We start from the raw sequence: 13,493 nt of genomic DNA, 5'->3' as shown, positions 1-13,493 counted from the left end.
CGCTGTCCTCTCATTAAGGAGGGCCGCCTCGCCAGGGGCGTCGCCCGCCCGCCAACAAGACGCCGAACGGAAAAGGACCTGCGCATGAACGCCTGGTGGAATGAAGCCTGGGTCACCCTGCAAGCCGAGTTCGCCGACATCGGCGATGCCCGGCAACTCACCCAGATCACCGTACGCTTGCTGATCGCCGCGCTGCTGGGCGGCATTCTCGGTTTCGAGCGCGAGCACAAGGGCAAGGCCGCCGGGGTGCGCACCCATATGCTGGTGGCATTGGGGGCGGCGCTGTTCGTGCTGGTGCCGCAGATGTCCGGCTCCCAGGCCGATGCCATGAGCCGGGTGGTGCAGGGGGTGATCGCCGGTATCGGCTTTCTCGGCGCGGGCACCATTCTCAAGGGCAAGCAGGACGAGGAAGGGCACGTCAAGGGCCTGACCACCGCGGCCGGGCTATGGATGACCGCGGCGATCGGCGTCTCGGTGGGCGTTGGCCGCGAAGCCACGGCGGTGCTCAGCACTTTGCTGGCGCTGGCGGTCTTCAGTGTGATGCCCTGGATAGTGCGCAAGCTGGAAGGCGACGATGAACCGCCCGAAGGAACGCCCTGAAGCGTTGTGGACACGCTCGCCGCCAGCAACGAAGGGATGCCCGCGACGGGTTGGCGACGGCAGCGACGGGCAACCGATTGTCTACGCTTGTCATGGTTTGGGCGTAATGCTGTGACCGCAAGCGATGACCGGCGCCGGATCGCTCGGCGGCTCCTCCTTGGGCGGCGGGGTCGTTTCCGGTGGATCTTCCTCGGGTACCGGTTGCGGCCCTGTTGGAGGCACGATCGGCGGCAAGGTCGGGCGATCGATGTTCGGATCGGGCGTTTCCGCAGGGATCGGGATACTCATTGGCATGGCCTCCTTTGTGCTTGGTTTTGCACAGTCGCCCAAGGTGGACCCTCGACCCGGTGATTTGATTCCCGGCGCGAAGGGAGGCAAATCCGGGTGAACTTTCCCGGCCCTGGTGTCTCGGAACCTAAGTGCTTCGCTGATCCGCGCGGGACGTTGCCGACACCGAGGGCCGATCTCAAAAGATGGCGCCGCGCCGGAATAGACCAGCAACAGAGCGTCCATGGGGCGTAAGGAGTGATGCTCGATGACTGCCGAAAAAAGACCGACTGAACTGCAATACAACCCGAACCTGCCGCTGTCGCAGGCCTTGTTGCTGCCACGTATCGTCATCGAGAACACCCGGCCGCTGATCGACGGTGGCCAGTTCGCGGTCAAGGCGGTGGTGGGGCAGGTGGTGAAGGTCAGCAGCAAGGTGTTCGCCGATGGCCACGACAAGCTGGCCGTGCGCATCCGCTGGTGCGCCGAGAACGACAGCCACTGGCACAGCGAAACCATGGAAGACCTCGGCAACAATAGCTGGGAAGGCCAGTTCACAGTGCCCAGCCAGGGCCGCTACCTGTATTGCATCGAGGCCTGGATCGATCAGTTCGCCAGCTTCTGCTACGACCTGCAGAAGAAACACCAGGCCGGCATCGCCGTCAGCCTCGAATTGCAGGAGGGCCGCAGCCACGTGTTGCAGGCCGCCGAGCGCAGCGAAGGGCCGCTGCGCGAGCAGTTGCTGGCGCTGCACCATGAACTGGCGACGCAGCTGGAAGCCGAGCAGGTGGCGTTGTTCCTGCACGAACGCAGTGCACAGTTGATGGCCGAGGCCGACCACCGTCCCTACCTGAGCCTGAGCCCGGAATACCCGCTGGATGTGGAACGCGAGCGCGCGCAGTTCGCCAGCTGGTATGAGCTGTTTCCCCGCTCGATCACCGACGATCCGGCCCGGCCCGGCACGTTCAATGATGTGCACTCGCGCCTGGCGATGATCCATGACATGGGCTTCGACGTGCTGTACTTCCCGCCGATCCATCCCATCGGCCGCAGCTTCCGCAAGGGCCGCAACAACTCGCTGACCGCCGGCCCCGACGAGCCGGGCAGCCCCTATGCGATCGGTGGCGAAGAGGGCGGCCACGAGGCGATCCACCCGCAGCTCGGCAGCCGCGAGGATTTCCGCCGCCTGGTGGCGGCTGCCGCCGAGCACGGCCTGGAGATCGCCCTGGATTTCGCCATCCAGTGTTCCCAGGACCATCCCTGGCTCAAGCAACATCCGGGCTGGTTCAACTGGCGTCCGGACGGCAGCATCAAATACGCCGAGAACCCGCCGAAGAAATACCAGGACATCGTCAACGTCGATTTCTATGCCATCGAGGCCATCCCCAGCCTGTGGCTGGAACTGCGCGACATCGTGGTCGGCTGGGTCGAGGAGGGGGTGAAGATCTTTCGCGTGGACAACCCCCACACCAAGCCGCTGCCGTTCTGGCAGTGGCTGATCGCCGATGTGCGGGCGCGGTATCCGGAGGTGATCTTCCTCGCCGAGGCCTTTACCACGCCGGCGATGATGGCGCGCCTGGGCAAGGTCGGTTACTCCCAGAGCTACACCTACTTCACCTGGCGCAACACCAAGAGCGAACTGGCGACTTACTTCACCGAACTCAACCAGTCGCCGTGGCGCGAGTGCTACCGGCCGAACTTTTTCGTCAACACGCCGGACATCAACCCGTTCTTTCTCCATGACTCGGGACGGCCGGGGTTTCTTATCCGCGCCGCGCTGGCCAGCATGGGCTCGGGCCTGTGGGGCATGTACTCGGGGTTCGAGCTGTGCGAGTCGGCGCCGGTTCCGGGGCGCGAGGAATACCTCGACTCGGAGAAGTACGAGATCCGCCCCCGGGATTTCAGCGCTCCGGGCAACATCATTGCCGAGATCGCCCAGCTCAACCGCATCCGCCGGCAGAACCCGGCGCTGCATACCCACCTGGGCCTGCAGGTCTACAACGCCTGGAACGACAACATCCTGTATTTCGGCAAGCGTACCGCCGACCTCAGCAACTTCATCCTGGTGGCGGTCAGCCTCGACCCGTTCAACGCCCAGGAGGCGCATTTCGAATTGCCGCTGTGGGAGCTGGGCCTGCCCGACGATGCGCAAACCCAGGGCGAGGACCTGATGAACGGCCATCGCTGGACCTGGTACGGCAAGACCCAGTTCATGCGGATCGAACCCTGGCAGCAACCGTTCGGCATCTGGCGTATCAGCGTTGCTTGACGCGATCGATGTAGCCGCTGCCGCAGGCTGCGATCGGCCCGGAACGGGACGCGCTCTTGGGGCCGTCGAAGGCCCTGCGGGCCTTATCGCAGCCTCGCGGGCTCGGCAGCGGCTACAGGCGCGATCGGTGTAGCCGCTGCCGCAGGCTGCGATCGGCCCGGAACGGGACGCGCTCTTGGGGCCGTCGAAGGCCCTGCGAGCCTTGGCGCAGCCTCGCGGGCTCGGCAGCGGCTACAGGGCAGTGACACAGCCACGGACCAATGAATTTTTCAGGAGTTACCCATGGCGAAGAAAACCAGGTCAGCCACCTTCATCAAGGACCCGCTCTGGTACAAGGACGCGGTGATCTATCAGGTTCACGTCAAATCCTATTTCGACTCCAACAACGACGGGATCGGCGACTTTCCCGGGTTGATCGCCAAGCTCGACTACATTGCCGACCTGGGTGTGAACACCATCTGGCTGCTGCCGTTCTACCCCTCGCCGCGCCGCGACGACGGCTACGACATCGCCGAATACCGTGGCGTCAGTCCCGACTACGGGACCCTGGCCGATGCCCGGCGGTTTATCGCCGAGGCCCACAAGCGCGGGCTGCGGGTGATCACCGAGCTGGTCATCAACCACACCTCGGACCAGCACCCCTGGTTCCAGCGGGCGCGCAAGGCCAAGGCCGGCTCCAAGGCGCGGGATTTCTATGTGTGGTCCGATGACGATCAGAAGTACGACGGCACGCGGATCATCTTTCTCGATACCGAAAAATCCAACTGGACCTGGGACCCGGTGGCCGGCCAGTACTTCTGGCACCGCTTCTATTCCCACCAGCCGGACCTCAACTTCGACAACCCGCAGGTGATGAAGGCGGTGCTGTCGGTGATGCGCTACTGGCTGGACATGGGCATCGACGGCCTGCGCCTGGACGCCATTCCCTACCTGATCGAACGCGACGGCACCCACAACGAGAACCTGCCCGAGACCCATGACGTGCTCAAGCAGATCCGCGCCGAGATCGATGCCAACTACCCGGACCGCATGCTGCTGGCCGAGGCCAACCAGTGGCCGGAAGACACCCAATTGTATTTTGGCGATGTGAAGGGCAACGACGGCGACGAATGCCACATGGCTTTCCACTTCCCGCTGATGCCGCGCATGTACATGGCGCTGGCCCAGGAAGACCGCTTCCCGATCACCGACATCCTGCGCCAGACCCCGGAGATTCCCGCCAACTGCCAATGGGCGATTTTCCTGCGCAACCACGATGAGCTGACCCTGGAGATGGTCACCGACCGCGAGCGCGACTACCTGTGGAACTACTACGCCGCCGACCGCCGCGCGCGGATCAACCTGGGGATTCGCCGGCGCCTGGCGCCGCTGATGGAGCGCGACCGGCGCCGGGTCGAGCTGCTCAACAGCCTGCTGCTGTCGATGCCCGGCACGCCGACCCTGTATTACGGCGACGAGATCGGCATGGGCGACAACATCTACCTGGGCGACCGCGATGGCGTGCGCACGCCGATGCAATGGTCGATCGACCGCAACGGCGGCTTCTCCCGGGCCGACCCGGCGAGCCTGGTGTTGCCGCCGATCATGGACCCGCTGTACGGCTACCAGTCGGTGAATGTCGAGACCCAGGCCGGCGACCCGCATTCGCTGCTCAACTGGACCCGGCGCATGCTGGCGATCCGCAAACAGTCCAAGGCCTTCGGCCGCGGCAGCCTGAAGATGCTGTCGCCGAGCAACCGCCGGATCCTCGCCTACACCCGCGAATACACCGGGCCCGACGGCAAGCACGAAATCATCCTCTGCGTGGCCAACGTCTCGCGCAGCGCCCAGGCGGCGGAGCTGGACCTGTCGGCGTTCGCCGGCATGGTGCCGGTGGAGATGCTCGGCGGGAACGCCTTCCCACCGATCGGCCAGCTGAATTTCCTCCTGACCCTGGCACCCTACGGTTTCTACTGGTTCGTCCTGGCGGCGGAAAACCAGATGCCGAGCTGGCATGTGGAACCGGCCCAGAGCATGCCGGACTTCACCACCCTGGTGCTGAAAAAGCGCCTCGAGGAATTGCTCGAAGCGCCGTCGCGCACCACTCTGGAGCAGAGTTCGCTACCGACCTGGCTGCCCAAGCGGCGCTGGTTCGCCGGCAAGGACAGCGCCATCGAACAGGTGCATATCGCCTACGGCGTGCGCTTCGGCGATCCGCAGCATCCGGTGTTGCTCAGCGAGCTGGAGGTCAGCGGCGGCGGCCAGAGCGGGCGCTACCAACTGCCGTTCGGCCTGCTCGGCGAAGAGCAGATCGGCGCCGCGCTGCCGCAGCAACTGGCCCTGGCCCGGGTTCGCCGGGGTCGCCAGGTGGGGCTGATCACCGACGCCTTCGCCCTGGAAAGTTTTGTCCACAATGTCCTGCAGGCGATCCAGACGCACACCGTACTGCCCTGTGGCGAGGGCGAGATCCGCTTCGAGGCCACGCAGCAACTGGCCGCGCTCGGCCTGGGCGCGGACTCCGAGGTGCGCTACCTGTCCGCCGAGCAGTCCAACAGCTCGGTGGTGATCGGTGGCAGCCTGGTGCTCAAGCTGATCCGCAAGGTGGCCAGCGGCGTGCACCCGGAACTGGAGATGGGCGCCTACCTGACCGCCGCCGGCTTCCAGCACATTTCACCCTTGCTCGGTTCGGTGATTCGTCGGGACGGGCAGGGCGACAGCCTGTTGATGATCGCCCAGGGCTACCTGAGCAATCAGGGCGACGCCTGGGAGTGGACCCAGAACAACCTGGAACGGGCGATCCGCGACGAACTGGCCGACGCCATGTCCGAGCAGGACCAGCATTACAACGCCCTGGGCGAGCTGCGCGACTTTGCCGGCATGCTCGGCCAGCGCTTGGGGGAAATGCACCAGATCCTCGCGGCGCCGACCGCCAACCCGGACTTTCGCGCGCAGCCGAGCACGGACAAGGATGCCCAGGCCTGGGCCAGGCAGATCGGCGCGCAGCTGGAACGCGCCTTGCACTTGCTCCAGCAGCATCACGCCGAGCTGACGGCCGAGGATCAACAGCGCGTGGCGTCATGGACCCGACACAAGCAGGCGATCCTGGCGCATATCCAGGGCCTGGCGAAACAGGCGGTCGGCGGCCTGCGCATGCGCGTCCACGGCGACCTGCACCTGGGCCAGGTGCTGGTGATCAAGGGCGATGCCTACCTGATCGATTTCGAGGGCGAACCGGCGCGGCCGCTGGACGAGCGCCGGGGCAAGCACAGCCCGTACAAGGACGTCAGCGGCGTGCTGCGCTCCTTCGACTATGCCGCGGCGCTGGCCCTCAGCGGCCAGAGCCTCGACGCTTCGGCTCACACCCTGGCGGCCCGGCAGCGGGTTGCCGAGCGTTATCTGCACGAAGCCCGCGAGTCGTTTGTCCAGGCGTACCGGCTGGCGGCAGCTAGTCTTGCTCATGCCTGGCAGGACAAAAACGGGGAGGACGCCGCGCTGGCCTTGTTCAGCCTGGAAAAAGCAGCCTACGAAGTGGTGTATGAAGCGGAAAACCGTCCTGCCTGGCTCGCGGTACCGCTGCGCGGGCTGCAGGCGCTGCTGAGTGATATGAAGGTTGAGTGATGTGAAACCCTTTTCCGATACAAAAAGTGGTGGAGAGCAGTCATGAGTTTCTCGAACAAGGAACAGGGTGAGGTCAAACAGGCAATGCCCGGCGCCCGGGATGTCGAGGCGCTGGTGCGCGCCGAGCACCAGGATCCCTTTGCCGTACTCGGCCCCCATGGCGACGACGCCGGTGGCCAATTCATTCGTGCCTTCCTGCCGGGCGCCCTGAGTGTGCAGGTGCTGGCCCGCGATGGCACTACCGTGCTGGGCAGCCTGGAGGGCACCGAGGTGCCGGGGCTGTTCGTCGGGCATTTTGCCCAGGCCCAGCCCTATCTGCTGCGCACCCAATGGGCCGGTGGCGAGCACATCGGCGAAGACCCTTACAGCTTCGGCCCGTTGCTGGGGGAGATGGACCTGTACCTGTTCGCCGAGGGCAACCACCGCGACCTCAGTAGCTGCCTCGGCGCCCAGCTGAAAACCGTGGATGGCGTCGACGGCGTGCGTTTCGCGGTCTGGGCGCCGAATGCCCGGCGGGTCTCGGTGGTCGGCGACTTCAACGTCTGGGACGGGCGGCGGCACCCGATGCGCCTGCGCCATCCGTCCGGGGTCTGGGAGCTGTTCATCCCGCGCCTGGGCCCGGGCGAAGCCTACAAATATGAAATCCTCGGCGCCCACGGCATCCTGCCGCTGAAATCCGACCCGGTGGCGCTGGCCACCCAGCTGCCGCCGGACACCGCCTCGAAAGTCGCCAGCCCGCTGAGCATCGACTGGCAGGACCTCGACTGGATGCAGGCCCGGGGCGAGCGCCAGCGCGCGGACGCACCCCTGTCGATCTACGAACTGCATGCCGGCTCCTGGCAATGCGAGGTGGACGATCTGGGCGAGGTGGCGCGCCAGTACGACTGGCACGAACTGGCCGAGCGCCTGATCCCTTACGTGCAGAACCTGGGGTTCACCCATATCGAGCTGATGCCGATCATGGAGCATCCCTTTGGCGGCTCCTGGGGTTACCAGCCGCTGTCGCAGTTCGCCCCCAGCGCCCGCTACGGCAGCGCCGACGACTTCGCGGCGTTCGTCAACGCCTGCCACCTGGCGGGCATCGGCGTGATCCTCGACTGGGTGCCGGCACACTTTCCCACCGACGCCCACGGCCTGGCGCAGTTCGACGGCACCGCACTGTACGAATACGGCAACCCGCTGGAAGGTTTCCACCAGGACTGGGACACCTTGATCTACAACCTGGGGCGCACCGAGGTCCACGGTTTCATGTTGGCGTCGGCGCTGCACTGGCTCAAGCATTTCCATGTCGACGGCCTGCGGGTGGATGCCGTGGCCTCGATGCTCTACCGCGACTATTCGCGCAACGCCGGGGAGTGGGTGCCCAATCGCCACGGCGGGCGCGAGAACCTCGAAGCCATTGATTTCCTCCGTCACCTGAATGACGTGGTGTCCCTCGAGGCACCGGGCGCCCTGGTGATCGCCGAGGAGTCCACGGCCTGGCCCGGCGTCAGCCAGAGCACCCAGCAGGGCGGCCTGGGTTTCGCCTATAAATGGAACATGGGCTGGATGCACGACTCGCTGCACTACATCCAGCAGGACCCGGTGTACCGCGCCCATCACCACAACGAACTGAGTTTCGGCCTGGTGTATGCCTGGTCCGAGCGCTTCATCCTGCCGATCTCCCACGACGAAGTGGTGCACGGCAAACACTCGTTGATCGACAAGATGCCCGGCGATCGCTGGCAGAAGTTCGCCAACCTGCGGGCCTACCTGAGCTTCATGTGGACCCACCCGGGCAAGAAGCTGCTGTTCATGGGCTGCGAGTTCGGCCAGTGGCGCGAGTGGAACCACGATCAGCAACTGGACTGGTACCTGTTGCAATACCCCGAGCACCGTGGCGTGCAGAAACTGGTGGGCGACCTCAACCGGCTGTACCGCGAGCATCCGGCGCTGCACGACCAGGACGACGCGCCCCAGGGCTTCCAGTGGCTGATCGGCGACGACGCGATCAACAGCGTCTACGCCTGGTTGCGCTGGAGCAAAGAGGGCAAGCCGCTGCTGGTGGTGGCCAACTTCACCCCGGTGCCGCGCCAGGCCTACCGGGTCGGCGTGCCGTTCGCCGGGCGCTGGGGCGAGTTGCTCAACAGCGACTCCGACACCTACGCCGGCTCCAACTATGGCAACGGTGGCGGGGCCTTCACCGAGGATGAGCCGAGCCACGGCCAGGCGTTGTCGCTGGTGTTGAACCTGCCGCCGCTGGCGGTGCTGATCCTGCAGCCCGAGGGCTGACCGCTGCGCGCAGCGGATCGCGAGCAAGCTCGCTCCTACAAAGGACGCTATATATCCTGTAGGAGCGAGCTTGCTCGCGATAAGGCCCGCTCAGGCATCATCAGTTTGTCCTTGAGAACCCAATCCCTGTAGCCGCTGCCGCAGGCTGCGATCGGGCTCGCAGAGCCCGCAACCCGGACAACGCGTATTGCCGACGCCTCCTTTGCCTCGGCTGCGCCGCCGATCGCGGCCTGCGGCAGCGGCTACGCAGGTTTTTACCAGCGCATCCGCACACCCAGGCTGCCGATCAGCCCGTTGAGGTCGTTGTCGTCCACGTCGCTGCTGTAGTCGGCGCTCACATACAGGCTGACGACGGGGGTAATCCTGGCCACCAGGCCCAGGCCGACTTCAACCGTGGAGGACTTGTGGCTGCTGCTGATCTTGTCGACCTTGTCCAGGGTCAGCACATCGCCGCTGTACACCGTGTGCCACAAGCTGGTGCGCACATAGGGTTCCAGCGAGTGCCCGGCGACGTCATAACGACCTTGCAGATGGGCCCCGACGCGGCCGCTCCAGGCGTTCAGGTTGCCGGCGGAGCGGGTGCTGCTGTCGGCATTCGGGTTGTCCAGGCTGACGCGCTGGTTGATCAATTGCGCCTGGGGTTCGACCACCCAGTTGTCGCTGATACCGATGGGAATCCCGCCTTGCACCGACAGGGTCACCGCGCTGCCTTCGGCGGCTTGCCGCTGGCCTTGCTCGGTGCGGCTGAAGCCGCTGACCCGGGCGCCGCTGGCCGACAGGTCGACGTGCCAGCCCTGCGGGCCGGTCAGGCTCCAGAACGCGCCAAGACTTTGACCCTGGACACTGAAACTGTCGTTACGCGGGTCGCTGAAACCGCCGGGCATTCCCTGGCTGTTGGCCTGGAACTGGCTCTGGCCGCCCAACAGGCCGATGCGCTGGGTATGCCCGCTGCTGCTTTCCAGGGTGTAGAGCACCGAGCCGCCGGGCGTACCGTTGATGCTGCTGGCAAAACGCGAACCGAGATAGCCGACTTCGGTCTGCCGCGCCGCGGGCCCGTACGACGGGTCCCAGACCTGCGGGCTGCCTTGCACGATGCCCAGGCTGTTGCCCATGGGCTGGCTGGCCGGCATGGGCGTCGCGGATGTCGCGGATGTCGCGGGTGTCAACAGGCGGTTCAGGAGCAGGTCCTGGCGATACCAGAGCTGCGCCTCATCCTCGGCAGGGGATGCTTGTACCTCCATGGAAGAACACAGCAATACCGAAGCGGAAACTGTGCACAGAATGATCTTGATCTCTTGTGGGGTGAGTGAAGTTTTCATGGAGGGCTACCTTGCAATCGCATGCCGTGTCTCGCCGTGGCGTCTCTCCTACCCCGAATGAGGGGCGACCGAGTTCGTTGAGGCAAGGCTCGGCGACCCGCTCTAGAGCAGGTATCCGAGGCTTGCCCCTGGTTGTATTTCCGGGGGTAGTAAGCTGTAGCTAAGGAGACGACAGGGCAGCCGTCAAGAAAATGACCGACCAGCGGCGTAGGATATTTAGGCGTTGTAACCGACTGAAAAAAAGCGTTTCTCTAAGTTCTTGTTTGCGCGGAAAAACGTCAAGAAAGGCGAGAGAAAGCGATTTTCGGTAGCCCGCTACCGACTCGCCCTGGGCGCGCGAGTCGGTCATTTTCCTGCGCCAGGGACGGTGTCAGCCCTTGGCCAGCTCGCTGGCCGCTTCGTCGATCAGCCCGGCGACCTCGCTGGCCTGGGAGGCGAGGGAGGCGTGACTGGCGGCCAGGCTGATGATTTTTTTCGCCCCCAGGCGCGCGGCCATGCGCTGCTGGTTTTGCGGGGCGATCATCCGGTCCTCGGTGGAAATCTGGTACCAGGACGGCTTGTGCTTCCAGGCGGGGGTGCCGATGGGGTCGCCGAAGGTGCTGGCCAGCGGCGCCTTCTGGGTCAGGCCCATGACCAGCCCGTCCTGCTCCGGCAGGTCCTGGCAGAAGCTTTCATGGAACAGCTCCGGCTGGACCCAGAGGTAACCGTCGCTGTCGGGTTGCAGGTTCGCCGCGGCCACCGGCGGATGCTGCTGGGTGATGCTGCCCGGGCTTTCGCCGGCGTCGGGGGCGAAGGCGGCGATGTACACCAGGCCCGCGACATTCGGTGCCAGGCCGGCCTCGGTGATCACCGCGCCGCCATAGGAATGCCCGACCAGCAGCACCGGGTCTTGCTGCTGGGCCACCAGCTTGCGGGTGCGCTCGACGTCGTCGGCCAGCGAGGTCAGCGGCAGCTCCACCGCGCGAATCCGCGTGTAGCCCCGTTGCAACAGCTCGACAATGACCTTGTTCCAGTGGGCGGCACCGCCCCAGAAACCATGGACCAGCACAATCACGGGTTTGTCACTCATGGGATGACTCCTTGGTAAACACACCAGACAGCGCCCCGACGCTGTGGGCAGCGTCGGAATGAGAGTGGTCGAGTATTGGTGACAATCGCCGGCGGTGCACGGCGAATGTTCGAGCGGATATTCAGAGGTGCACTTCGACCGCCAGCGGCAGGTGATCCGACAGATGAGTCCAGGGCTTGTGCCCGAGGATCTTCGGCGCGTGGCTGCTGGCATTGCGCAGGTAGATGCGGTCCAGGCGCAGCAGCGGCCAGCGTGCCGGGTAGGTCTTGGCCGGGCTGCCATGGTGGCGTTCGAAGGCTTCGTGCAGGTCGTTGCGACGGGCGAGGGTGGCGTTACCATGCAACTGCCAGTCGTTGAAGTCGCCGGCGATGATCACCGGCGCATCGTCCGGCAGCGACTCGAGCAACTGGCACAACAGCGCCAGCTGCAGCTGGCGATGACTTTCCAGCAGGCTCAGGTGCACGCAGATCGCGTGCACTTCGGCATGCCCCGGTACATCCAGCACGCAATGCAACAGCCCGCGGCGCTCGGGGCCGGTGATCGAGACATCGAGGTTGCGGTACTGGCGGATCGGGTATTTCGACAGCAGGGCGTTGCCGTGATGGCCGTCGGGATAGACCGCGTTGCGCCCATAGGCGAAATCGCTCCACATGCTGTCGGCGAGAAACTCGTATTGCGACTGCTGGGGCCAGTTGCTGTAGCGGTTGGCGTGGCGATCGTGCTCGCCCAGCACTTCCTGGAGAAACACCAGGTCGGCCTGGGTGCTGCGGACCGCGTCACGCAGCTCCGGGAGAATGAAACGGCGGTTCAGGGCGGTGAAGCCCTTGTGGGTATTGACGGTCAGGATGCGCAGGCGATGGATCGCCGGGGTTTCGTCTGGCGCTGCCGACGTGACCGGGCGCCTGGTTGAATCGGTGCTCACGCTCACTCCTCGTAATCAGGGCGGTTACTCATGCGACTGACACTTTGCCGGTCAGTTCAGGTTTTTCCCCGGTCTGCCTGCAGCGGGCAGCCCTACATGAAAATGATTTCGTAGGACTGGCGCAGCCGCTCCAGCACCACCGGCGTCAGCGTCGGGGCCAGGCCGATGCCCGGGTCGCCCTGCAATTGGCTGGCATAGGCATGCGCCGCATGGCGCTTGCGGGCCACGGTCCAGGTGTCGAGGCGCAGCTTGCGGGCGCGGTGCCAGGGCAGCAGGTGCTCATCGCGCGCCGGCCAGTGCCAGGCCCATACCGGCACTTCGTGGAACGCCACGCCGGCCTGGGCCGCGGCCTTGGCGCTGGCCCGGCCGACGGCGTCGTGGTCGTCGTTGCCGTCTTCGCGCCAGGTGCTGAACACCACGTCATCGGGGCGCAGGTAGCGGCCGATGAACTGGCTCAACTGGTGCTCGCGTTCCTGCAGGCCGCTGTCGGCAAAACCGCCGCGAATCCACTGCAGGCTGTGCAGGGGCAAGCCCAGGCGGCGCAGGGCCTCGACACTTTCCTGGGGGCGGAACACGCTCAGGCGCCGCTCGGACCACAGGTCGGAGCCGGGGTGGCTGGCGCTGCCGTCGGTGACGGAAATCAGTTGCAGCGGATGGCCGTGGTGGGCCAGTACCTGCAGCAGGCCGCCGCAGGTCAGCACTTCGTCGCCGGGGTGCGGGGCGATGACCACCGCGCGAAAGCCGGGCGGCACCAGGCTGGCAAGGTTGATGGGGGGGACGTCGAGCAGTTGGCGGGCGCCGTTCCAGACCTGCTCCGGCCAGTTGTCGCTCAGGGGTATGGATCTCATGGGTGTCACATCCTTGTTCCGGGGCAGTCGGCGTGCGGTGATGAACCGGGCCGCTTGGGTTCGCACCCGGCGTCGGTTCGGGTGCCGGCGCTCCATACCTTGGATTGCCGTCTTGCAAGAGTGATCAATCATACACAGCCGTTGGCCGCCGTCGCAGGGGCCAGCGGTTTTTTTTCCAGAGGCTGAAGATAGTCGGGGGGATATGCGGTTGGCACGGGTGTTCAGGCAAAGAGTGCAGAGTGGGCGACTGTAGGAGGTAGGGCATAACCGTCCCGATTTTGTAAGTAGGTAAGTTCGGGAGATGTAGGAATCGTCTGATTTTCTGTTCTTT

9 protein-coding genes are annotated in these 13,493 nt (G+C 65.2%); 4 read left to right on the top strand and 5 right to left on the bottom strand.

The window, feature by feature from the left end; genetic code table 11:
- Nucleotides 1-84 precede the first annotated feature (84 nt).
- Nucleotides 85-600, top strand: coding sequence for an MgtC/SapB family protein (locus NRG23_RS04930; protein WP_053268946.1), 516 nt, complete (start codon nt 85-87; stop codon nt 598-600).
- A gap of 90 nt (nt 601-690) precedes the next feature.
- Here NRG23_RS04930 and NRG23_RS04925 read toward each other — a convergent pair whose 3' ends face one another.
- Nucleotides 691-888, bottom strand: coding sequence for a hypothetical protein (locus NRG23_RS04925; RefSeq protein ID WP_036985574.1), 198 nt, complete (start codon nt 886-888; stop codon nt 691-693).
- A gap of 247 nt (nt 889-1,135) precedes the next feature.
- On the opposite strand from NRG23_RS04925, the gene NRG23_RS04920 reads away from it, so the two are divergent.
- From NRG23_RS04920 to glgB, 3 genes are all read left to right on the top strand, one after another.
- Complete coding sequence (locus tag NRG23_RS04920; protein ID WP_198918798.1) at nt 1,136-3,136, top strand: alpha-1,4-glucan--maltose-1-phosphate maltosyltransferase; 2,001 nt, start codon at nt 1,136-1,138, stop codon at nt 3,134-3,136.
- Nucleotides 3,137-3,418: 282 nt separating this feature from the next.
- Nucleotides 3,419-6,733, top strand: coding sequence for a maltose alpha-D-glucosyltransferase (gene treS / locus NRG23_RS04915; RefSeq protein ID WP_029527223.1), 3,315 nt, complete (start codon nt 3,419-3,421; stop codon nt 6,731-6,733).
- Nucleotides 6,734-6,775: 42 nt separating this feature from the next.
- Entirely contained in the window at nt 6,776-9,004 is a 2,229-nt protein-coding gene (gene glgB, locus NRG23_RS04910; protein ID WP_038632164.1) for a 1,4-alpha-glucan branching protein GlgB, read from the top strand.
- A 254-nt stretch (nt 9,005-9,258) separates the two neighbouring features.
- On the opposite strand, the gene NRG23_RS04905 is transcribed toward glgB, so the two are convergent.
- From NRG23_RS04905 to NRG23_RS04890, 4 genes are all read right to left on the bottom strand, one after another.
- A complete protein-coding gene (locus NRG23_RS04905) occupies nt 9,259-10,323 on the bottom strand; it encodes an autotransporter outer membrane beta-barrel domain-containing protein (RefSeq protein WP_041984073.1) in 1,065 nt (354 codons plus the stop codon).
- 370 nt (nt 10,324-10,693) lie between these two features.
- Nucleotides 10,694-11,392, bottom strand: coding sequence for an alpha/beta hydrolase (locus tag NRG23_RS04900; RefSeq protein WP_110175998.1), 699 nt, complete (start codon nt 11,390-11,392; stop codon nt 10,694-10,696).
- A 121-nt stretch (nt 11,393-11,513) separates the two neighbouring features.
- Nucleotides 11,514-12,314, bottom strand: a complete 801-nt coding sequence (locus NRG23_RS04895) for an endonuclease/exonuclease/phosphatase family protein (protein WP_016704743.1) — start codon at nt 12,312-12,314, stop codon at nt 11,514-11,516.
- Nucleotides 12,315-12,406: 92 nt separating this feature from the next.
- Nucleotides 12,407-13,162 (bottom strand): PIG-L deacetylase family protein, encoded by a 756-nt coding sequence (locus NRG23_RS04890; RefSeq protein WP_009048817.1) that lies wholly within the window; start codon nt 13,160-13,162, stop codon nt 12,407-12,409.
- Between the last annotated feature and the right edge of the window lie 331 nt (nt 13,163-13,493).

It is taken from the genome of Pseudomonas sp. T8 (genome assembly GCF_024610635.1).
Lineage (GTDB): Bacteria > Pseudomonadota > Gammaproteobacteria > Pseudomonadales > Pseudomonadaceae > Aquipseudomonas > Aquipseudomonas chlororaphis_I.
Note: the sequence above shows the minus strand (reverse complement) of the source record. Positions and strands in the feature narration are given on the sequence as shown.